Annotated in this window: 19 protein-coding genes and 1 pseudogene; 7 read left to right on the forward strand and 13 right to left on the reverse strand. The window is 68.0% G+C overall.

The window, feature by feature from the left end:
- The first annotated feature begins 96 nt into the window (after positions 1-96).
- Both PHLH3_RS14385 and PHLH3_RS14390 read left to right on the forward strand, forming a co-directional pair.
- The gene (locus PHLH3_RS14385; protein WP_213630097.1) at positions 97-1,596 is read left to right on the forward strand and encodes an APC family permease; all 1,500 of its coding nucleotides are present in this window, start codon (positions 97-99) and stop codon (positions 1,594-1,596) included.
- The gene (locus PHLH3_RS14390; protein ID WP_173175787.1) at positions 1,577-2,158 is read left to right on the forward strand and encodes a DUF3156 family protein; all 582 of its coding nucleotides are present in this window, start codon (positions 1,577-1,579) and stop codon (positions 2,156-2,158) included. Before PHLH3_RS14385 ends, PHLH3_RS14390 begins: the two co-directional genes overlap by 20 nt.
- Positions 2,159-2,164: 6 nt before the next feature.
- On the opposite strand, the gene PHLH3_RS14395 is transcribed toward PHLH3_RS14390, so the two are convergent.
- Positions 2,165-3,130, reverse strand: coding sequence for an ATPase (locus tag PHLH3_RS14395; protein ID WP_213630099.1), 966 nt, complete (start codon positions 3,128-3,130; stop codon positions 2,165-2,167).
- 136 nt (positions 3,131-3,266) lie between these two features.
- Here PHLH3_RS14395 and PHLH3_RS14400 point away from each other — a divergent pair, with 136 nt between their 5' ends.
- Positions 3,267-3,440 (forward strand): hypothetical protein, encoded by a 174-nt coding sequence (locus PHLH3_RS14400; protein ID WP_213630101.1) that lies wholly within the window; start codon positions 3,267-3,269, stop codon positions 3,438-3,440.
- A gap of 147 nt (positions 3,441-3,587) precedes the next feature.
- Here the strand turns inward: PHLH3_RS14400 and PHLH3_RS30415 are convergent.
- Positions 3,588-3,704 (reverse strand): annotated as a pseudogene (locus tag PHLH3_RS30415) (IS481 family transposase); the annotation flags it as partial.
- A 418-nt stretch (positions 3,705-4,122) separates the two neighbouring features.
- Between PHLH3_RS30415 and feaR the strand changes: the two are divergent.
- The gene (gene feaR / locus PHLH3_RS14410; RefSeq protein ID WP_213630103.1) at positions 4,123-5,076 is read left to right on the forward strand and encodes a transcriptional regulator FeaR; all 954 of its coding nucleotides are present in this window, start codon (positions 4,123-4,125) and stop codon (positions 5,074-5,076) included.
- Positions 5,077-5,091: 15 nt separating this feature from the next.
- Here feaR and PHLH3_RS14415 read toward each other — a convergent pair whose 3' ends face one another.
- The 7 genes from PHLH3_RS14415 to PHLH3_RS14445 form a co-directional block, all read right to left on the reverse strand.
- Positions 5,092-6,201, reverse strand: a complete 1,110-nt coding sequence (locus PHLH3_RS14415) for a class II histone deacetylase (protein WP_213630105.1) — start codon at positions 6,199-6,201, stop codon at positions 5,092-5,094.
- Positions 6,198-7,397, reverse strand: a complete 1,200-nt coding sequence (locus PHLH3_RS14420; RefSeq protein ID WP_213630107.1) for an MFS transporter — start codon at positions 7,395-7,397, stop codon at positions 6,198-6,200. Before PHLH3_RS14420 ends, PHLH3_RS14415 begins: the two co-directional genes overlap by 4 nt.
- Positions 7,387-8,268: a transporter gene (locus tag PHLH3_RS14425; protein ID WP_213630109.1), complete on the reverse strand. Its 882-nt coding sequence runs from the start codon at positions 8,266-8,268 to the stop codon at positions 7,387-7,389. The genes PHLH3_RS14420 and PHLH3_RS14425 overlap by 11 nt, the downstream gene beginning before the upstream one ends.
- A gap of 97 nt (positions 8,269-8,365) precedes the next feature.
- Positions 8,366-9,349: a helix-turn-helix transcriptional regulator gene (locus PHLH3_RS14430; protein WP_213630111.1), complete on the reverse strand. Its 984-nt coding sequence runs from the start codon at positions 9,347-9,349 to the stop codon at positions 8,366-8,368.
- A gap of 186 nt (positions 9,350-9,535) precedes the next feature.
- Entirely contained in the window at positions 9,536-10,309 is a 774-nt protein-coding gene (locus PHLH3_RS14435; protein WP_213630112.1) for an SDR family oxidoreductase, read from the reverse strand.
- On the reverse strand, positions 10,306-11,100 hold the full coding sequence (locus tag PHLH3_RS14440; protein ID WP_213630114.1) for an SDR family oxidoreductase: 795 nt from the start codon (positions 11,098-11,100) through the stop codon (positions 10,306-10,308). The genes PHLH3_RS14435 and PHLH3_RS14440 overlap by 4 nt, the downstream gene beginning before the upstream one ends.
- Positions 11,093-11,914: a molybdenum cofactor biosynthesis F family protein gene (locus PHLH3_RS14445; RefSeq protein WP_213630116.1), complete on the reverse strand. Its 822-nt coding sequence runs from the start codon at positions 11,912-11,914 to the stop codon at positions 11,093-11,095. The genes PHLH3_RS14440 and PHLH3_RS14445 overlap by 8 nt, the downstream gene beginning before the upstream one ends.
- 269 nt (positions 11,915-12,183) lie before the next feature.
- On the opposite strand from PHLH3_RS14445, the gene PHLH3_RS14450 reads away from it, so the two are divergent.
- Together PHLH3_RS14450 and PHLH3_RS14455 are read left to right on the forward strand one after the other, a co-directional pair.
- Complete coding sequence (locus tag PHLH3_RS14450) at positions 12,184-13,701, forward strand: amino acid permease (protein ID WP_213630119.1); 1,518 nt, start codon at positions 12,184-12,186, stop codon at positions 13,699-13,701.
- A gap of 96 nt (positions 13,702-13,797) precedes the next feature.
- The gene (locus PHLH3_RS14455; RefSeq protein WP_213630120.1) at positions 13,798-14,574 is read left to right on the forward strand and encodes an SDR family oxidoreductase; all 777 of its coding nucleotides are present in this window, start codon (positions 13,798-13,800) and stop codon (positions 14,572-14,574) included.
- Between the two features lie 450 nt (positions 14,575-15,024).
- On the opposite strand, the gene PHLH3_RS14460 is transcribed toward PHLH3_RS14455, so the two are convergent.
- The 4 genes from PHLH3_RS14460 to PHLH3_RS14475 all read right to left on the reverse strand — a co-directional run bounded on the left by PHLH3_RS14460 (position 15,025) and on the right by PHLH3_RS14475 (position 18,546).
- Positions 15,025-15,597 carry a hypothetical protein gene (locus PHLH3_RS14460; RefSeq protein ID WP_213630122.1) on the reverse strand — a complete coding sequence of 191 codons (573 nt, stop codon included), beginning with the start codon at positions 15,595-15,597 and terminating at the stop codon, positions 15,025-15,027.
- A gap of 119 nt (positions 15,598-15,716) precedes the next feature.
- A complete protein-coding gene (locus tag PHLH3_RS14465; protein ID WP_213630124.1) occupies positions 15,717-16,460 on the reverse strand; it encodes a hypothetical protein in 744 nt (247 codons plus the stop codon).
- 94 nt (positions 16,461-16,554) lie between these two features.
- Positions 16,555-17,031, reverse strand: coding sequence for a MarR family transcriptional regulator (locus PHLH3_RS14470; protein WP_021217341.1), 477 nt, complete (start codon positions 17,029-17,031; stop codon positions 16,555-16,557).
- Positions 17,032-17,202: 171 nt separating this feature from the next.
- Positions 17,203-18,546, reverse strand: coding sequence for an MFS transporter (locus PHLH3_RS14475; RefSeq protein WP_213630126.1), 1,344 nt, complete (start codon positions 18,544-18,546; stop codon positions 17,203-17,205).
- Between the two features lie 254 nt (positions 18,547-18,800).
- Here PHLH3_RS14475 and PHLH3_RS14480 point away from each other — a divergent pair, with 254 nt between their 5' ends.
- Positions 18,801-19,853 (forward strand): AraC family transcriptional regulator, encoded by a 1,053-nt coding sequence (locus PHLH3_RS14480; protein ID WP_244863041.1) that lies wholly within the window; start codon positions 18,801-18,803, stop codon positions 19,851-19,853.
- Positions 19,854-19,895: the final 42 nt, after the last annotated feature.

A 19,895-nucleotide genomic window follows, 5' to 3' on the forward strand; every position in this document is an offset into this window, starting at 1 on the left:
CGGGCGCAGAGTGTTCGGGAACCTGCGGCTTCGACCGCACCGGCCGTGATGGCCGGATAACGATAAACAAGAACAATGCATTCGAGGGCCCTGACGATGTCGATCGACGCCAAGCTCACCGCACATTTGAATCGAGGTACGGTCGGTTTCCCCACCGCGCTGGCCAGCACCATCGGGCTGATCATGGCCAGCCCGGTGATCCTCACCGCCACCATGGGCTTCGGCATCGGCGGCAGCGCCTTCGCCGTGGCCATGCTGATCGCCATGGTGATGATGCTCGCGCAATCGACCACCTTCGCCGAGGCGGCCTCGATCCTCCCTACCACCGGTTCGGTCTACGACTACATCGCCTGCGGCATGGGGCGCTTCTTCGCCATCACCGGGACCATCGCGGCTTACCTGATCGTCCACGTGTTCGCCGGCACGGCGGAAACCATCCTCGCCGGGGTCATGGCGCTGGTGAACTTCGAGCACCTCAACACCCTGGCCGAATCGGCCGGCGGCTCCTGGCTGCTGGGCGTGGGCTTCGTCATCGTCTTCGGCATCCTCAACGGCTTCGGCGTCAGCGTGTTCGGCAAGGCCGAGGTGATCCTCACCTTCGGCATGTGGACGACGCTGATGGTGTTCGGCATCGCCGGCCTGATCGCCGCGCCCGCCGTGCAACTGGACGGCTGGTTCGGCACCTCGCTGATCGGCACGGACCTGGTGACCATCCTCTCCCTGGTGGGCATGGCGATGTTCATGTTCGTCGGCTGCGAGTTCGTCACCCCGCTGGCGCCGGACTTGCGCAACTCTGCCCGTACCATGCCGCGCGCCATGGCCCTGGGCCTGTTCGGCGTGGCCTCCTGCATGTTCATCTACGGCGCGGCGATGAAGCGCCAGGTGGAGAACGTGGTGCTCGACGAAGCCACCGGCCTGCACCTGCTGGACACGCCCATGGCGATTCCGCAGTTCGCCCAGCAGGTGATGGGCGACATCGGCCCGATCTGGCTGGGCATCGGCTTCCTCTTCGCCGGTGCCGCCACCATCAACACCCTGATGGCCGGCGTGCCGCGCATCATGTACGGCATGGCGGTCGATGGCGCGCTGCCGAAGGTCTTCGCCTACCTGCACCCGCGCTACAAGACGCCGCTGCTGTGCATCGCCGTGGCGGTGTTGATCCCCTGCCTGCATGCCGCCTGGCTGGGCGGCAACACCGACAACATCTTCAACCTGGTGCTGGCCGCCGTCTGCGCCTGGAGCACCGCCTACCTGCTGGTGACGATCTCGGTGGTGATCCTGCGCATCCGTCGCCCGGACCTGCCGCGTGCCTACAAGTCGCCGTTCTTCCCGCTGCCGCAGATCGTCTCCAGCGCCGGCATCCTGCTGGGCATGTGGTTCATCACCCCGCCGGGCATGAACCCCAAGGACATCTACGGCCCCTTCGCCGTGATGCTCGGCCTGACCGCCGCCTACGCGCTGTTCTGGACGGTGGTGGTACAGAAGGTCAATCCGTTCCGCCCGGTGCCGGTGGAGGAGGTGCTGGAGAAGGAATTCGCCGCCGAGCCGGGCATCCACGCCAGCGAGAGCTACGGCCATGCTTCTCGCGCTGCGTGAGTTCTTCGGCAACGGTCGCGCGCCCTCCGGCTATCGGCCGGGGGCGACCCTGGCCCTGGTACGGCGCAACCTGGGCGGCCTCGCTTTCGAGGCGCTGGAGCCGGGCAGGGGGCGCTTCACCCTGGAGGGCGGGCTGAGCTTCGAGGCCCGCGAGCGCACCCAGTCGGAGCTGCTGATGCACCTGGTGCTCACCGAATTCGAACTGCGGGTGCCGACTCGTTCCGAAGGCGTGGCGGTGATCGACCTGCGTCACACAGGCGCCATCCGCCGCCAGGGGCTGGCCTGCGTCCGCCGCCATGGCAATGCGCCCGGACTGGCGGGGGTGATCGCCGCGCTGGAAGGCGACGAGGCGTTGAGGGCGGCGCTGATGCCGCTGGATTTCAAACGCCTGCGCATCGAGCGCGACGGCGATCACTGGCAGGTGCGGCTGGAGCACATGGGCGCCAGCGAGGTGGTCAATCGCATGCCGGCGTTCCGTCGCTACATTCGCCTCGACGACGCGCAGCAGGCCCATCTGCTGAATGCGCTGCCTGCACTGGCCCGGGTGCTGGCAGGATTCTGAGTGGCTTCAGGCCCCTGTCGCGGGGGCCTTCTTCATGCCCGGGATCAGCACCAGCTGGCGCAGGTCGGCGACCCTGAGGTCAACGCTCTTGCCGCTGGGGGACAGCGCCAGTTCGCCGATGGCGTAGACGCGGAAGTAGTCGACTTCTTCCCTCAGCAAACCGTCCAGGTAGCCCTTGAAGCGGTAGGCGTCCATCTGTTCCTTGGAGATGTAGAGGAACACCGGCTTGTTATCGATCCGGTCGTAGAACTTCAGCTTGAAGCCGCTGCCGTAGCGGTCCACCAGCAGCGCGCCGCCCTGCAGCACCCGGTTGGCGTTGCCCAGCCTGGCGTACTTGATCGCCTTGAAGTACGCGCCCAGCGGCATCTCGCCTTCACCCACCACGCGCAGGCGCATGGCCTTGAACTCCTCGTCGCCAAGCTCCAGCCGTGCCTGCCGGTAGCACTCCACCAGGCGCTCCAGGCTGTTGGTGCGCTGGTTGATCGCCTTCTTCTCGGTGCTTGGGGCCGGGGATTCCTCTGGGGTGCCGGCGGGCTTGCGCGCGGGGGCGGTCGGCGTGTCGGGCTTCTCGACGCTGGGCCTGGCCCGTTCGACCGGGGGCTCGAACACGTCGATGTAGTCGTGCAGCTTGCGCCGGGCGTGGCGCTGCCGGGCCTCGGCCTCGCTCTCGCCGGGCAGCCTGCCTTCGGCGTCCTCGTCCTCCTCGTCGGCCATCCATTCGCAATCGGGCGCATGGGCCGAGTGCGGGTTCTCGCGAAAGTGCGCGGCCTTGTAGGTCTCGTTCGGCTGCTTGTCGTAGTTGGCGGCGGTGACCTTGGTGCCCAGCGCGCGGCAGGCCTCGCAGGAGCACAGGAAGTCGAAGCGGCTGCGTGGCTCGGGCAGGGAGAAGAACGCCCGCCGGGCTTCGGCGATGGACAGCACCTCGTCCAGCTGGACGCAGTAGGCACGGGTGATCGGGGCTTTGGTGGGCATCCGGGGCGGTTCCCTGGCTGGGGCATGAGGCGGGATTATGCAGGCTGGCGCGATGGCGGCAAACGCTGCGGGGCTGGAGTGGGTGACGGGCGGGTGCTAGGTTCTTGGCGTGTCGTTATTCAACAAGGAGTGATTCATGGCATCGCACAAGATGAAGGGCCCCAGGACCGCCGGCCTCAAGCCGGGCATGGGCACCGCCCACCCGAAGAGGGGCCGGGGCACCCGCAAGGAGCGCTCGGGCACCCAGGCCCTGGTGATCGCCGGCGGCATCGTCCTGCTGGTCATCGTGCTGGCGGTGCTGGCCCGCTGAGGCGCAGCGAGACCATCGAGAAAGCCCCGGCCAGTGCCGGGGCTTTTCGTTTCAGAGGTCAAGCAGCTGCGGGGCGATGCCGAGGGCGCTGGCGATCTTCTCCCGGGTCGCCTTGCGCGGCCTGGTGGCCTGCTCCTGCTGGGCATAGGCCGGCTGGCTGATGCCGTAGCGTCGACAGAGCTCCCGGATGTTGCTTTGTGGATGCTCGGCCAACAACACGAATTCGCGTCTTATCGACATGGTGGTGCACTCCTGCCACGGCATCGCTCGAACTCCTCATTCGACGGATCCCGTAAGCCTAAATGCGTTACCTATGTCTCCCGACACCTGTCACCTATGCCCCCCGGCTGAACACCGTGCGCACCTCCGCGCGGTGCTGCCGGCGAGTCCGAGGTGCGCGCAGCACACCCTGCGTCCGGAGTGAGCGGCGGCTGCATGCTCCGAGGTCTGGTTGCGGTCCTTCTAGGGCGCCAAAAGCAAAGCCACGTCCCAAGGGCGTGGATGTTTAAGAGGCGCCGGGAATCGCGTTGCCGGGCAGCCGCCCAGCCCCGGGCAATCCGCGCCAGCCGGAGCGGCTGGCACCAAATCTGCATTCGCAGAAGCCGTGGGAGTCCTTGTTGCGCTCGCATAGATAACATGTTAACAATCTCGCAACAAAAACAAGACAACTCCGGAGGTTCGTATGCGTGCTCAAGAAGCTCGTGGCGGTCTGGAAGACTGGCAGGCGGCGCTGCAGTCCATCTGTGGCAGGTTCGAGACCCGGCTGGCGACCAGCCGTTCGCTGTTCATCGGCGAGATCTCCTCGCAGTGCCATTCCGGCCTCACCATGGCGCACCTGCGCACCAATGCCGGGCTCATTTCACGCGCTTCCCTCAAGGCCGACCGCGATGACGATCGCCACTGCTTCCTGATCAGCCAGCGCAGCGGTTTCTCCCGTGTGATGCAGGGTGGCGTCAGCATCGACCTGGCGCCTGGCGAACTGCTGCTGATGGATTCGGTGGGCGCCTGCGAGATCACCCCCTTCGGCCTCATCGACCACGCGTCCCTGCACCTGCCCCGGGTGGCGGTGGAGCGGGCGTTCAAGTCCAAGCAGGCCAAGTTCGGCAAGATTTCCTCCAGCCGTGCCAGCGGCAAGATGCTCCACTTGCTGATGGACCAGCTGTGCCGCGAGCAGGCCGCCTCGGATGACGCCGAAAGCGAGGCCCTGGAGAATGCCTTCATCTCCCTGCTGGAGCCGGCGCTGGGCCAGGACCGCGCGCAAGCCGCATCGAGCGAATCGTTGCAGGGCGCCAACCTGCGCAGCTACGTGCAGAAGATCATCGACGAGTCGCTGTCCCAGCCCAACCTCACGCCCCTGGCCCTGGCCAATCGCCTGGACATCTCGGTGCGCCACCTGTACCGGCTGTTCGAGGAGGAGGGTGACAGCGTCTGCCGCTACATCCAGCGCTCACGCCTGAAGCGCAGCGCCGACGACCTGGCCAACCCCATCCTCAAGGGTGAGTCCATCACCTCGATCGCCTACAAGTGGGGCTTCACCGACTCGGCGCACTTCAGCCGCTCGTTCAAGAAACACTTCGACCGCTCGCCCAAGGACTACCGCGCCGGTGCATTGATGCAGGCGGCCGCCGGGTTCTGACGGCCGCCCCATCGGCTAGCCCAGCCGCGTGGCCAGGTTCTCCACCTGGTCACGCAGGAAGCCGGCGAAGGCCTCGCCCGGTTGCTGCAGCTGGATGAAGGTCAGCATCGGGTCCTCCACCGCAGTGCGCACCCCCGCCAGTTCCTCCATCACCGCCAGGCCACAGAAGGGCACGTAGGCTTCCGCGTAGCCGCCCTCGTGCACTAGCACCAGGCGCCCACCACAGAGCGCATCCGCTGCCTCGCGCAGCAGCGCCGTCATCTCCCGGAACGAGTCGCTGTGCAGCAGCATGCGCGCCAGCGGGTCCACGGCATTGGCGTCGTAGCCGCAGGCGACCACGATCAGCTCCGGGCGGAAGCGCTGTAGCGCCGGCAGCACGATACGACGCATGGCGTGCAGGTAGGCGTCATGCCCGCTGCCGGCCGGCAGGGGGATGTTGATGTTGCTGCCCAGGCCCTCGCCGCGCCCCCGATCCTCCGCGCCGCTGTAGCCCGGTGGGTAGCAGTTCTCCTGGTGCAGCGAGAGGGTCAGCACCTCGTCGTCCTCCTCGTAGATCGACTGGGTGCCGTTGCCGTGGTGCACGTCCCAGTCGATCACCGCGACCCGGCGCAGGCCGTGCTTCACCCGCGCGGCCTCGATGGCGATGGGGATATTGGCGAGGAAACAGAACCCCATGGCCTGGTCGGCGAGGCAGTGATGGCCCGGCGGACGCGACAGCGAGTAGGCGTTGTCCGCTTCGCCGCGCAGCACGCAGTCGACGGCGGCGATGGCCAGGCCGGCGGAGAGCCTGGCGATCTCGTAGCTGCCCGGGCCGATGGGCGCCTCGCTGCCCAGCTCGCCGCCGCCGGCATCGCTCATGGCCTTGAAACGCTCCAGGTAATGCGCCGGGTGGACGCGCAGCAGGTCCTCGTGCGTGGCCGGCTCCGCGCCGCGCTGCAGCAACTGGTGGGAGAGGCCGGAAACATCCAGCAGGCTCTTCAGCCGGCGCTTGGACTCGGGGGATTCGGCGAAGCCCGTGGCGGCCGGCGGCTGCACCCAACCGCCCACGGGCAGGGTCAGGGCGTGCATGCCGGCGCTGTGCCAGAAGCAGAGTTCATCGGAAAAGAAGGCGGTACGGCGGCTCATGGTTGGACTCCGTTGTCGTCGAGGGAAGGGGTGGGCGCGGTGCCGCGCAGGCGGCTGAAGCTGAGGGCGGCGAAGGACAGCAGCAGGCAGGTGGCGCTGAGTAGCAGGACGCCGCGCATGCCGACGCTGCTCTCCAACAGCGGGCCGGCGATGGCCGGGCCCAGGGCGAGGCCGCCGCCGATCAGCAGGTTGGTGGTGTTCATCAGGCGGCCGTCGCGGTCCAGATCGGCCAGGCAGGCGAGGATGAAGGGCAGGGCGAAGGTCCAGGTGTACTTGAACACCAGGGCTGCGGTGGCGAAGCGCGCGAGGCCGGGCTCATCGAGCAGGAGCAGCACGGCGCCGGTCATCAGGGCGTAGCCGAGCAGCAGCATCGTCCCGCGCGGCCAGCGCTGGCCGATCAGCGCGGCACAGGCGGAGCCGGCGATGCCCAGCAGGGTGGCGATGGCGAGGATGCGCCCGCTGCTGGCCGGGTCGATGGCCGCGGCGCTGGCGATGCTGCCGATGAAGGTCCATACGCCGCTGAGCCCGACGTAGAACACCAGCACCGCGAACAGCGCCAGCAGCGCGCGCCAGCCCAGGCCGCCGCGTTCCCTCACCTGCGCCCGGGTGCTCGCGGCCATGCCCTGGAAGCTCCCCGCCAGCGGCAGGCACAGCAGCATCAGCAGGGCCAGGCCCAGGTACAGCGCCTGCAGGCCGAAGCGCGCGAACAGCGGTGGCAGCAGCCACAGGCCGGCGGCGCCGAGCACCAGCTGGCCCATGACCCAGAGGCCATAGACGCGGTCCCGGTCCCGGCTCTGCGCGGCACTGGCGATGCACAGCACCATCAGCGTGCCGCCGGCCAGGGCGCTGACCACGCGCAGCGCCATCAGCGGATGGAAGGCGCTCGCCCAGGCCGAGGCCAGGTTGGCGACGATGAACAGGAGCGCCGCAGCGCGCGCCACCCGTCGCCAGTCCAGGCGTGGCTGCCAGAGGTAGGCGGGCAGGGTGGCCAGGCTCATGGCGGCCAGTTCGGCGGAGAACAGCTGGCCGATCTGCGCCGGGCCGAGGCCGAGCTGGAGGGCGTACTGGGTGGCGATGGCCGGTGCCGCCATCAGCACGCAGGGGACGATGGCGGCGAACAGCACGATGGCCAGCAGGCGGGTGCGGGGCAGCCCCGCAGGGGTGGCGGTGGTCATGGCGATGCCCTCAGAAGACATGGACGAAGCGCAGCAGCAGGTTGTTCTGCTCGAAGGCGTTCTCGGTGGCGACGTTGCGCGTCAGGCCCAGCAGCACCTGGTTGCGCGGGTCCAGCCAGTGGCCCACTTCGAAGCCGAGCTGGGTGTAGCGCTGGTGGGTGTCGTCGAGGGTGCGGCCATTGAGCTCCAGCTCGCCGCCGTCGGCGTGGATCAGGCGCAGGGCGCCGTAGGTGCTGGGGGTGAAGTCGTAGGAGGCGAAGGCTTGCAGGCGGTAGAGCGGCTTCTGCTCCAGGTCCTGGCCGAAGTAGTCGTCGTTCTTGCCGTAGAGCTGGGCTTCGAGGTTGGCCTCCAGCATCCACTTCTCGCCCACGCCCTGGGTGTAGTTGTAGTTGAGGTGCAGGGCCCAGCGGTTGGCGCCCGGGGAGGCGTCGGGGTTGCGTCCGTGGTACTCGCCCACCGGCACCGTGAGCATGGTCAGCAGGCCGCTGTAGGTGCGTGATTGCGGGTCGTTGATGAAGAACAGCGTGCCGCCCACCTGCGGGTCGCCCAGGCCGCGCTCGCTGCTGCGGCTGGCGGCGCCCGGCGCGCGGATGTCGACGTCCACGTAGGGCACGATGAACTGCGGCGTGCACAGGGTGCCGCAGATGTCGGTGAAGATCAGCTGGCGCCAGGCGAAGGCGTTGACCGAGAGGTCGGCCTTGCCGGTGCTGTCGCCCGCGCCGTGGTAGTCGTTGGCGCGGGTCAGCGGCAGGTAGCCGACGCCCAGCACCGTGCCCACCGGTGCGGAGACGAAGTCGCGGGCGTTGAGGTCGGCGGCCTGGACGCTGGTGGCGGCGAGCGCGACGGCGAGGGCGACGACCTGAGGGAGCAGGGGCGAATGGCGGCTGTGCATGTGCAGGGTTCCTCTGGCGGATGGTGAGTGCAGGCAAAAGGCTCCCCGTCCCGCCTTCTTCAGGGCGGGTGGAGGTGGAGCCGGGGAGCGGTTGGGATTAGCCGGGGGTGTGGTGCAGCAGGTGGGCGATGCCCGCCTTGCCGTTGACGCCGAGCTTGTCGTAGATGCTGCGGATGTGATGGCGCACGGTGTTCGGCGCCAGGCCCAGGTCGCGGGCGATCTCCTTGTAGGTGCTGCCGCCGCCGAAGCGCTCGGCGACGTCGGCCTCGCGGGCGCTGAGCTGCGCCAGGGCGGTGCGCGGGCGGGCGCTGAGCAGGAGCAGGTGGCCCACCTCGGTGGCGTCCAGCTGCAGGTGCTGGCCGCGGTAGCCGGCGGCGCCGACCGCCTGGGGCAGGTGCGGACCGTTCCAGCGCGGCCATTCCAGCAGCAGGCGCTCGACGAAACCGTGCTCGGCATAGTGCAGCGTGCCCTGGCGGTCGCATACCGCGAGCGCCAGGGTGTTCGGCCCGTCGAGGGTCTCGCGCAGGGCCACCAGGGCGCGGATCTGGTTGGCGCCCTCGGCGGCCAGCAGGTGCGGCATCACCTGGTCGAGCAGGAAGCGTTCCTCTTCCCCGAAACGCGGCGCGTCCGGGCGGCGGTAGAGCGTCAGGTGCACGCTGAGCTGGGTCTGCGGGTCGATGTGGATCACACAGAGGAATTCGCCGAAGCCGTGCTTGCGGCCCAGCCAGCGCAGACCGGCGGGGGTGTCCGTGGCCTGGCTGTCGACGATCACCGCGCGGCCCGGCCGGGACTGCACCAGGCCGATGGTGATGTCCTGCTCGCGGATCGATTGCCAGTCCTCGACATAGCTCGTGGGCAGGCCGAACACCTGAGAGCTGCGCTCCTCAGGCAGGTCGGCGACCATCGCCGCGTGTCCCCACCAGGCCTTGTCGAAAGCCAGCAACGCCTGCAGGCGCTGCAGGGCATGACGATGGAAACGGGCGAGAGGCTGTTCCTGGGCCAGGCGTTGCAGGTCCAGCACGCAGCCATTGAAGGCGGCGAAACGACAGGCGGGGATGAGGTGTTCGTCGATCTGGCTCATGGGGGTACCTCTCTGCGACTTTGTTGTTCTTGTCGGAGCCGGCGAGCGGCTCTCAGTCATCAGTGGGTGGCCGGTGTCGGGGTGACGGGGCAGGGCCTGGAGCGAGTATCGCCAAGGCTTGCGGGGGTCACCATCCTACAGATGCAGGATAGGCCGGGGACCCCCGCCGGCCCTGGCCTTGGGCGTTCAGCCGGCGGTGGCCGCGAGGGTTTCCGGGAGCGTCGCGCCGCCATCCACCACCAGGGTCTGGCCGGTGATGTAGGACGCCTGGTCCGAGGCGAGGAACAGCATGGCGGCGGCGATGTCGCCAGGCTCCCCGAGGCGCCCCAGGGGCACGCCCCGGGCGATGGCGGTGGCGTGGCCGGCATCGCCGAGGTTGCCCATGGCCGGGGTGCGGATCATCCCCGGTTCCACGCCGTTGACCCGCACGCCCTCGGGGGCCAGCTCCAGCGCCGCATTGCGGATGAAGCCATTGACCCCGGCCTTGGACGCCGCGTAGTGGGTCAGTCCCGGGTAGGCCACCCGGGGCCCGGTCACCGAGGAGGTGACCAGCACGCAGCCCCCGCCCTGGCGCCGGAACAAGGGCAGGGCGCCCTGGGTGAGCCAGAACAGCGCGCCGAGGTTCACCGCCAGGGTGCGCTCCAGCAATGCCGGGCCGATCTCCAGCAGCGGCGTCAGCGGGAAGTAGCCGGCGTTATGCACCAGCACATCGAGCCGGGGGAGGCCGGCGAGCAGCTGCAGGGTGGCGTCGCGGTCGGCGAGGTCGAGGGTGACGGCGCTCACGTCGCAGCCGCCATCGCGCAGCGATCGCGCCAGGGCTTCGGCCGGCACCTGCTGCAGGTCGGCGATCAGCACGTGCGCCCCGCAGGCGGCGAAGCCTTCGACGATGGCGCGGCCGATGCCCTGGGCGCCGCCGGTGACCAGCACGCGGCGCCCGGTGAAGTCGAAGGCGTTCTTCATGGCGTGTCCCCCATGCGTTCGTAGGCGAGGGTGGGCAGGTCGACGATGCTGGAACCGCCGTCGGCCACCAGGGTGGCGCCGGTGAGGATTGAGGCCTCGTCGCTGATCAGGAAGCGACACAGCGCGGCGATTTCCTCCGCCTGCGCCGGGCGGCGCAACGGTACCTCGGCCGTGACCCGTGCATAGGCGGCGTCGAGGCTCTCTTCGTAGTGGCGCATCAGCGGCTGCATCTCCTCGTCGGCCATGGGCGTGCGCACCCAGCCGGGGCACACGCAGTTGACCCGCACGCCTTGCGGCCCGTAGTCCCGCGCGAGCGAGCGGGTGAGACCGAGCAGCGCATGCTTGGCGGTGGTGTAGCCGCACACCTCCGGCCCCGCCGCCAGGGAGGCGATGGAGCCGAGCAGGACGATGCTGCCGCGCCGCTCCAGCAGCGACGGCAGGCAGGCGCGGGCGCTGTGGAAGGCGGTGTCGAGGTTGCCGCGCATGGCGGCCTGCCAGGCGTCGTCGCTGGTGTCGGTGGCGCTGCCCAGGCCGTGGCCGCCGGCGCAGGCGAGCAGGGCGTCGATGCCGCCGAAACGCTCGCGGGTGGCGGCGACGAAGCCGGCCCAGTCAGCGCTGCTGGCGGCGTCGCCCACCAGTACCAGGCCGCCCGTCTCGGCGGCGACCCTCTCCAATGGCTCGCGCCGGCGGCCGATCAGCACCAGGTTGGCGCCTTCGGCCCCGAGGCGTCGGGCGCAGGCTTCACCGATGCCGGTGCCGGCGCCGGTGATCACCACCGTGCGCTCACGCATCGCCATGCACCGTGCGGTTGAGCACATCGCAATGGGAGGCGACGGGGAAGTTGGAGAGGGCGCCGAACTCGCCATCGGCGTAGCCGAAGATCTTGCCGTCGCTGCGGTGGGCCTTGAGGTCGATCATCACCACGCCCAGGGTGGGCACGATCTTCTCGCGCCAGACGAACAGGTACAGCTCATCGGCGATCTTGTAGTAATGGCAGCGGTCGGTGTCGCACAGGCCCTTCTCGACGCCCGCCAGGCACTGCCAGCTGTAGTAGTTCTCGTTGAGGTAGATGTGTTCGTAGACCTCGGTGGGGCTGTAGCGGTAGCGGTTGCGCAGCCCCACCAGCTCGGTGCTCGCCGCATGGGGGCAGGCGCCCGGCTGGAAGGGGCGGTCGAGGGTGCCATGGAAGAACTGCACCTCGACGCCGGTCAGGCTCTTGCCGGCCAGCGCCCGGCCATACAGGCCTTCGCGGGTGGCGGCGGCATCGGGCAGGCGGCCGAGCACGGCGGTGAAGGCGGCGGCGCCGGAGTCCAGCACCAGGCTCACCGACCACTGCTGGCCGAACTCCTCCTTGATGAAATCCACCAGGTAGATGCCCGGGCGCACCGACGTGGCGCGATAGGGCGAACGGCCACTGGATGACCCGTCGGCCAGCGCCCAGTCCAGGTGGCCGTCGGCGAACGCATGGGCAATGCTCCAGCCGTTGTCGAACTGCAGGTCGAAGCGCCTGCCGTCGAGATCGGCCAGGTTGGGCAGGATGAACGCCTCGGGCGCAAAGCCTTCGGCCAGCGCACCTACGGTGATCCAGTCGGATTGGGTGGTCATGGAACGGTCCTCGTTGTGTGGATGAGGACTCAATGGTCGCCAGTCGGGGCGGGTGGGGGTATCAACCGGAAGGTGGAGAAGCCGGAAGCTTGAAGCTTGAAGCTTGAAGCTTGAAGTTTGAAGCCAGAGCCGCTTTTTCTTCCAGCTTCCAGCTTCCAGCTTCCAGCTGCTTTTTCAGGCTGTCCCTTTAGGGACATACCCATCCCCGCCATTTGCCCCGACCATCGCCCCATACCCATCACAAGAAACCGAACGAGGGGAGGGGCGCGATGAACGAGAGCACCACACTGGAGCGGTCCGGCGCGGGCAATGGGGGTGTCAGCTACCAGGCCGTGTCCGCCGGCTATTTCGAGCAGCGCACGCTGCAGCGCCATGCGGGGTTCTTCACCCTGCTGGTGCTGGGCGTGGGCGCGGTGATCGCCGGGCAGTACTCGGGCTGGAACCTGGGCCTGGCGCAGGGCTTCGGCAGCATGCTGGCGGCGACCGTGATCATCGCGGTGATGTACCTGCTGCTGTGCTCGTCCATCGGCGAGATGTCCGCCGCGCTGCCGCACACCGGGGGCGCCTATTCCTTCGCCCGCACCACGCTCGGGCCCTGGGGCGGCTTCAGCACCGGGTTGGCGGAGAACATCGAGTTCATCCTGGCGCCGGCCGGCAACATGTTCTTCATGGGCACCTACCTCTCTGCCATCTTCGGCACCGCGCCGGAGTGGCAGCCCCTGTGGTGGCTGGTGGGCTATGCCTGCATGCTGCTGCTCTCGGTGCGCGGGCTGGGCGTGTCGATGCGCGTGGTGGTGCTGATCACCCTCGCGGCCATCGGCGTGCTGGTGTTCTTCTTCGCCACGGCGATTCCCCATGTCGACTTCGCCGCCAAGGCGCTGAACCTCGCATCGGGTGCGGACGGTACGCCGGTGGAAGTCGCCGGCGGCAACGGGCCCTGGCTGCCCTTCGGCCTGACCGGGGTGATGCTGGCGCTGCCCTTCGGCGTTTACATGTTCCTGGCCATCGAGCAGTTGCCGCTGACCGCCGAGGAGTCCCACGACCCCAGTCGCCACGTTCCGCGTGCGCTGGTGTTCGGCATCCTCATCCTCGCGGCGCTGGCCATCGGCGTGCTGTTCTTCAGCGCGTCCCTCGGGGGTGGCGCCTTCGCCATGAGCAGTTCGGGCGAGCCGCTGCTGGATGGCTTCCGCGAAATCTTCGGGCACACCGCCAGCAAGGTCCTCTCGGCCGTGGCGGTGCTGGGCCTGGCGGCGTCCTTCCTGGCCGGCAGCTTCGCCGCCGGGCGCAACATCTATTCGCTGTCCCGCGCCGGGTACCTGCCCACCGCGCTGTCGGTCACCCACCCGGTGCACAAGACGCCCAACCTCGCCCTGCTGGCCGGCTCGCTACTGGCGCTGACGATCCTGCTGGTGTTCTGGTTCGGCTTCGGCCGCGAGAACAACGCGCTGATGGGCGGGATCATGGTCAGCATGATCGTGTTCGCCGGGATGATCTCCTACATCCTGCAGAGCGTCGCCTTCATCCGCCTGCGCCGCCTGCATCCGGACCTGCCGCGCCCCTACCGCAGCCCCTACGGCGTGCTCGGCGCGCTGGTGGTGATCGGGGTTTCCGCGATCACGCTGATCTACCAGTTCCTCGACCCGCTCTACAAATGGGCGGCCCTGGGCGCCGCCGCCTGGTACCTGGTCGGCATGGCCTACTTCGCCTTCTACCGCCGCCATCGCCTGGTGCTGTCGCCGGAGGAGGCCTTCGCCGTCAGCAGCGGGCGCGACGGGCACCCGCGCTGAAGGCCGCCCACGGGCAAACCCCATGCACGTCGCGTGGCGGGGACCGGTTCGCGCCCTCGTCACGCCCCCTACGAAGCCCTTGAAACAGGAGTTGCCATGCTTTCCAACCAACCACGCCTGCACGGCAAGGTCGCGATCATCAGCGGGGGCGCCGGTGGCTGCGGCGAGGCGGCCAGCCGGCTGTTCGCCCGCGAGGGCGCGGCGGTCGCCATCATCGACCGCAATGCCGAGGCGGCACGCGCCCTGGCGGCGCAGATCGAGGCCGAGGGCGGGCGCGCCATCGGCCTGGGCGCCGACGTGTCCCAGGCCGACCAGGTGGCCGCGGCGGTGGCCGCCAGCCTTGCCGCGCTGGGCCCGGCGGACGTGCTGTTCAACCACGCCGGCACGCTGATCGTGAAGCCCTTCCTGGAGGTGCAGGAAGAGGAGTGGGACTGGCTCATGGCGGTCAACGTCAAGAGCATGTTCCTGATGACCCGCGCGGTGCTGCCGCAGATGCTGGCCAAGGGCAAGGGCAGCATCGTCTGCACCTCGTCCATCTCCGCCCAGTACGCGACGCCGGGGGAGGTGGTCTACAACGCCACCAAGGGCGCCTGCCAGATGTTCGCCCGGGCCATAGCCGTGGAGTTCCGCGACCGTGGCATCCGTTGCAACGCCGTGGCGCCGGGCTTCATCCGCACCGCCCACGGCATGCGCGAACTGCAGGAGCTGCAGGCCATGGGCGTCAACGCCAGCGAAGCCGACATCGCCGCCCAGCAGGGTCGCCTGTGCGAGCCGGAAGAAGTGGCGCGGGCCGCGCTGTTCCTGGCCTCCGACGAGGCCTCCTTCGTCAGCGGCGCGCACTTGTTCGTCGACAACGGGTTTTCGTCCGTGTAGCAGGGAAAGCAGCCGGGCGGGCCCGATGCAGGTGACTGCGTCGGGCTTTTTCATGGGGGGCGCGTAAGGAGTGAGGGTTATCACGGGAGAGGGTGGATGACGCTCTTTTCATCTACCAGCGCAGTGACAGCGGGGCCGCATGAGGCACCGAGTGGGCAGCACTGCGCGCTGCTTGGCGAATGAATGGGTTCTGTCTGCGTCAGCTGTTGGACGATTATTAAAAGGGATTCGCCCGGCAAGGCGAAACAGAAACCACCAGCAAAACTCGGCAATCGGCTTGGCCATAAAGCTTCTAGCAACACTTGACGCAGGTAGAGCCAATGAATTCGTCCCTGCGATTCGGGTGCCTTGCAACAGGGTGATCGGCGAGGCGCTGCTCTTTCCATCCACCGGCGGAGCTGCCGGGAGGTGGACCGTTGAAGCGTGGTCCACCCTGGGGGTTGGAGTGGCTCAGCCCCAGTAGAACCCGGTGGTGTCGGGGAAGGCCGAGGTCAGGCCGGCGCCACCGGCGCCTTTCTTCTGGCCCTTGATGCGCAGGCCATTGGCGCGACCGACCACGTAGTCGCCATTCTCCGTCGTCATGTCCGACAGCGGCCGCTTGAAGTCCGCCGGCGCGACCCAGGCTCTGCCACTGGCCGCGTTCACCTTGGCCGAGCCGTTGTAGGTGTGCGCCGAGGTGCCGCTGGTGAGCGCGCGCTCGATGGTCTTGATCAGTTCGGCCTTGGTGCCCGTGCCGGGGAACATCGACTTGCTGTTGTACGACTGGGTGCCGATCTTGAAGGTGGCGACGTGGGGATAGGGGCAGAGGATGCGCTCGGACAGCGTCTTGCCCGCCCAGCCTGCCAGCTCGCCCTGTTTTGCCTGGGGCACGGCGAGGATGGTGTACTCGGTGATTTTGCTCTTGATGTCGTGGGTCGCATGCCCGCCCGCGCCGTCGTTGGGCTCGGACAGATTGTTGGTGTGCTTGCCGGATTTGAAGATGTGGCAGATCACGTCCTGGTCGAGGGTGTAGCGCTTTTTCATCGGAGTCCGGTTCCTTGCTGCGATTGATCGGATGCGCAGCAAGGTTAGCAACGGATCGGTGATTGGAAAGGCGCCCGGATGGAAGGCCGACGTGTCTGGGGCGGGGTTCGCAGCGTGGGTCACTGCCCGGGGCTGGAGGCGCCCGGTGCACCGGATGAGCTGGCGGCCTGCGCCGTCGGGTAGATACGCACGCGATTGGCGCTGGCTCGTACGGTCCGGTGTTCGTGCAGGCTCTCCTTGTGGGCGTTCTCGTACATCGAGCTGAGCGCGCCGGTATAGCCGTAGACCTTGCATGCGGTGTAGCCGAGGTCGTAGAGCTCATCCGTCAGTGATTGGCTGAAGTTCTGAACGCCCTCCGCGCTGTGGCAGTTGTAGCACTTGATGGTGCCGGCGAAACCCTTCGGCAGGCCCATTTCCTGCAACCGCAGCGCCACCTCGTCGGCGTTGAGGACGAAGTACCTGGCGCGGCTGCCGGCGTAGTTCTCATCCGTTACCTTGAGCAGGTGATTGGACTTATCGAGGATCCGCTGCACGTTGAGCCGATTGCCTTTTTCATCGAGGGTGCAGTTGTCGAAGATGCCTCTCATGCCGGCCACCGAGTGGCCCCGGATGTAGACCTGGTCGTCCTCGCCGAGGCCCCTCAGCATCGGGCTTCCCGTGGAGCCAGGGCAGTACCAGAGCTGATAGATGTCGTGGCATTCGCCATCGAGCACGGAGGATCTCTTTCCCTGATAGCTGTTGATCCAGCTGTTGTTCTTGCTGGTGTATGAAAGCCCCGGCCGGGTCCCGGGCTCGCCCCGGTTGTCCCGGAAGTTATTGGCGTCGGGCATGACGAAGGGCACGAAGAGTATGCGTTTGGCCATTGAAGCGTTCCTCCTTCCTGGTGGACGGCAGACAACGGCCCGGGGGCGCTTGCCGAGAATGTCGACAGACTGTGCAGCGGACGCTGTGCGGGTCTCAATCCTCCGGCAGGTTGTTGAAGATCTTCTCCAGCGTGCCGTTGAGTTTGGTGATCTGCGCTTCGCTGAGGTCCTTGAAACTGTTGGTGAAGATGTGCGCGGTGGTGACCTGGATCTGTTCGGCGGTGCGGCGGCCGGCCTCGGTGATGGAGACCTGGGTGACACGGCCGTCGTTGCTGCAGGGATTGGTGTCCACCAGGCCATCGGCCTTCATGCGGTAGACGATCTTGGTGACGGTGGAGAGCTTGGCGATGGCGTGCTCGGAGATTTCCGAGATGCTCGACTCGCCGTTCTCCTTGAGGATGAACAGGATGCGCCAGCGCGGGATGTCCATGTCGATCTTCTTCAGCGCCTTCTCCATGGCCATGGAATAGCGGCCATGCACCCGTGCCAGCCAGTAGAAGGGGAAGTCTTCCTTGCGGAAGTTGTCGCTGGCGGGGTTGTAGCGGCTCTGGCGTTTCTTCGGGGTGGTCATGGTGACTGCGTGCTGCTGCGGGTGTGGTGGGGGTGATTTATAGGGGGTTGCACGCGGGCTGTCGACAGGCGCTCGCCATTGCCTTGATGCAGGTCAGGTTCGGCGGGGAGGCCGGGGGCCTTGGCGGTGGGCTCGCGGCGGGCTGCGCCGCCGCGAGGGTGGGGCGGGGCGTCAGGCGATCCCCTCGCGCGCGAGGCTGCGGCGGAAGTGCCCGCAGCCCTTGCCCAGCAGGGCCAGGGTCAGCACCACGGCAGCCAGGTTGAGCAGGGAGACCGAGTGGCCGACCAGCGCCGGCGACTGGAACAGGCGGTCGGTGAGCAGCGCCACCAGGGTGGTGCCCAGGCCCAGGCCGATGAGGTTGGAGATGAGCAGGAACAGCGCCGAGACCTGGGCGCGCATCTGGTTGGGCGGGAGGATCTGCATGGCCGCGGTGGAGGCGGGCATGGGGAAGGAGGCGAAGAACATCGCCGGCACCAGCAGCGCGAGCGACAGCCACAGCTCGCCCACCTGGGTGAAGGCAACCGCGGGCACCGCCATGCCGATGGCGCCGATCACCCCGGCGCGGATCGGCGCGTCGGCATGGCCGCGCCTGGCCAGCCAGTCGATCAGCCAGCCGCCGCAGAGCACGCCGCTGGTGTTGGCCAGCAGCACGATCAGCCCGAGGATGTAGCCGGCCTGGCTCGGCGCCAGGCCGAAGTTGCGCATGTAGAAGGCCGGGGTCCAGCTGAGCATGCAGAACAGCGTCATGGCGTAGAAGGAGAAGCCCAGGTAGTGGCAGGTGAAGGTCTGCCGGTGGTGGCCGAGGAAGGCGAAGGCCTGGCCCAGGCTGGGCTTGTGCACCTGGCCGTTGGCATCGAGCTTGAGGCCCTTGCGCGCCGGGTCGCGCACCGTGGCGGCGATCAGCAGGGCGACGAAGAGGCCTGGCAGGCCGACCAGGAAGAAGGTCACCTGCCACGGGCGCATGCTGCCCAGCAGCGGCACGGTCACGCTGTCGAGGTTCTTCAGCAGGTCGATCACGTAGCCGCCGATGAGGAAGGCCACGCCACCGCCGATGAAGGAGCCGATGGAGTAGATGGCCACGGCGCGGCCGAGCTTCTCGCGCGGGAACATGTCGCTGAGCATCGAATAGGTGGCCGGTGACAGCGCCGCCTCGCCGATGCCGACGCCAATGCGCGCGAGGAACATCTGGGTGAAGTTCCTGCTCAGCCCGCAGACGGCGGTGGCGAGGCTCCAGAAGGCGACGCCGATGGCGATGATCCGGGGCCGCGAGAAGCGGTCGGCGAGCAGCGCGATGGGCATGCCCATGAAGGCGTAGAACATCGAGAAGGCCAGCCCGTGGAGCAGGCTGAACTGGGTGTCGGAGAGCTGCAGGTCGTGTTTGATCGGCTCGATCATCAGCGCGAGGATCTGCCGGTCAACGAAGGAGAAGATGTAGGCCACCATGCAGATGGCGACGACGTACCACTCGTAGACGTAACGCTTGCGGGTGGTGTCGGTGGGTGTCTGGCTGGTCATTCGGTTCGGCCCCTCGAGGCGGTGGTGATGAGGTCTGCGGCAGCGTCGAATGGGTGGGGGTAGATCGGTGACGCCTGCGTTACCGATGCGCCTCGCCCGGGTGCGCCCTTTCTTGTTTTCATGCATCGCCAAGTCGCGGAACCCGTCGTCGCGGAGCCCCGTCCCGTCTTTTTATGCGCTTGTTCCCCCGGCCTCTATGCCCCAGGCGCAGCCGCTGTTCCGGCTGCGCAGATTTGCTTTGCGTGGCGTGGAAATTGCTTTCCATTTCCACCATTTCGCGGCGCCTGCAGTGGGCGCGCCGCAGCGACAGCGGGGCCACCAGCATGCTCGACGACGCATCCCTTCTCCAGCGACACCGCCTGTTGAACCCGACCGCCGGGATCGGCGAGATCCGTGACAAGGTCAGCCACTACCTGTGGCCGCACCGGATGCACATGCAGCGCAGCGAGGCACCGAATTCGGCGCTCTACGGCGTGTTCTTCGGCAGCTCCGCGCTGTTCGACCTGCACTACGGCGCACGGGTGGAGATCGATGCCGGCGACATCGCCAGCTACTACCTGGTGCGGGTCACCCTGCAGGGCTCCGGCACCCTCACCCTGGGCCGCCAGAGCGTGGCGATGCAGCAGGGCAGCCTGACCGTCTCCTCGCCCTCCGAGCGCAGCCTGATCCGCATCGACGAGGACTGCCGCAACCTCATCCTGCGGGTCGAGCGCGATGCCCTTGAGCGCCAGCTGCAGCGCTTGCTGGAGCGGCCGCTGAAGCAGCCGCTGCTGTTCGATATCCAGGTGGCGCCGGGGCACCCGGGGATGGCGGCGGTGCGCGAGACGCTGGACTACATCTGCCGCCTGCACCAGGGGCCGATGGCCGCGGGCCTGGCACCGACCCTGGGCAGCGGCCTCTCGGACTACCTGCTTTCGGTGCTGCTGACGCAGTTGCCGCACAACTACTCCGCAGCCCTCAGCGAGGACCGTCGCCAGCCGGTGCCGGTGCACGTGCGCCGGGCCCGCGACTACATCGAGGAACACCTGGACGAACCCATTGCCCTGGCCACCCTGGCCGAGCTCTCCGGCGTCTCCATCCGCACCTTGCAGAACGGCTTCGCCCACTTCCTCCAGCAGTCGCCCACCGACTACGTGCGCAGCCGGCGGCTGGCGCGGGTGCACGAGGCCTTGCAGCGGGCGGGTGCCGGCGACAGCGTCACCGACATCCTCCTGCGCCACGGTGTCAGCAGCTTCGGCCACTTCGCCACCCACTACCGCCGCCAGTACGGCTGCCTGCCTTCGGAGACCCTGCGCAGCGGCTGGTGAGCACCGCCGCTCGGTGCGTCCGGTGAGGGGCAGGTGCGCGCA

The sequence above is a fragment of the Pseudomonas sp. Pc102 genome, from assembly GCF_018408275.1.
GTDB lineage: Bacteria > Pseudomonadota > Gammaproteobacteria > Pseudomonadales > Pseudomonadaceae > Metapseudomonas > Metapseudomonas tohonis.

Bases quoted from the DNA above. Each gene is read 5' to 3' on its own strand.
- PHLH3_RS14435 (WP_213630112.1), bottom strand. From the start codon at position 10,309: ATGAAGAACGCCTTCGACTTCACCGGGCGCCGCGTGCTGGTCACCGGC.
- PHLH3_RS14465 (WP_213630124.1), bottom strand. From the start codon at position 16,460: ATGGCCAAACGCATACTCTTCGTGCCCTTCGTCATGCCCGACGCCAAT.
- PHLH3_RS14420 (WP_213630107.1), bottom strand. From the start codon at position 7,397: ATGTCTTCTGAGGGCATCGCCATGACCACCGCCACCCCTGCGGGGCTG.
- feaR (WP_213630103.1), top strand. From the start codon at position 4,123: ATGCGTGCTCAAGAAGCTCGTGGCGGTCTGGAAGACTGGCAGGCGGCG.
- PHLH3_RS14450 (WP_213630119.1), top strand. From the start codon at position 12,184: ATGAACGAGAGCACCACACTGGAGCGGTCCGGCGCGGGCAATGGGGGT.
- PHLH3_RS14475 (WP_213630126.1), bottom strand. From the start codon at position 18,546: ATGACCAGCCAGACACCCACCGACACCACCCGCAAGCGTTACGTCTAC.
- PHLH3_RS14390 (WP_173175787.1), top strand. From the start codon at position 1,577: ATGCTTCTCGCGCTGCGTGAGTTCTTCGGCAACGGTCGCGCGCCCTCC.
- PHLH3_RS14445 (WP_213630116.1), bottom strand. From the start codon at position 11,914: ATGACCACCCAATCCGACTGGATCACCGTAGGTGCGCTGGCCGAAGGC.
- PHLH3_RS14425 (WP_213630109.1), bottom strand. From the start codon at position 8,268: ATGCACAGCCGCCATTCGCCCCTGCTCCCTCAGGTCGTCGCCCTCGCC.
- PHLH3_RS14400 (WP_213630101.1), top strand. From the start codon at position 3,267: ATGGCATCGCACAAGATGAAGGGCCCCAGGACCGCCGGCCTCAAGCCG.
- PHLH3_RS14455 (WP_213630120.1), top strand. From the start codon at position 13,798: ATGCTTTCCAACCAACCACGCCTGCACGGCAAGGTCGCGATCATCAGC.
- PHLH3_RS14415 (WP_213630105.1), bottom strand. From the start codon at position 6,201: ATGAGCCGCCGTACCGCCTTCTTTTCCGATGAACTCTGCTTCTGGCAC.
- PHLH3_RS14430 (WP_213630111.1), bottom strand. From the start codon at position 9,349: ATGAGCCAGATCGACGAACACCTCATCCCCGCCTGTCGTTTCGCCGCC.
- PHLH3_RS14395 (WP_213630099.1), bottom strand. From the start codon at position 3,130: ATGCCCACCAAAGCCCCGATCACCCGTGCCTACTGCGTCCAGCTGGAC.
- PHLH3_RS14440 (WP_213630114.1), bottom strand. From the start codon at position 11,100: ATGCGTGAGCGCACGGTGGTGATCACCGGCGCCGGCACCGGCATCGGT.
- PHLH3_RS14460 (WP_213630122.1), bottom strand. From the start codon at position 15,597: ATGAAAAAGCGCTACACCCTCGACCAGGACGTGATCTGCCACATCTTC.
- PHLH3_RS14470 (WP_021217341.1), bottom strand. From the start codon at position 17,031: ATGACCACCCCGAAGAAACGCCAGAGCCGCTACAACCCCGCCAGCGAC.
- PHLH3_RS14385 (WP_213630097.1), top strand. From the start codon at position 97: ATGTCGATCGACGCCAAGCTCACCGCACATTTGAATCGAGGTACGGTC.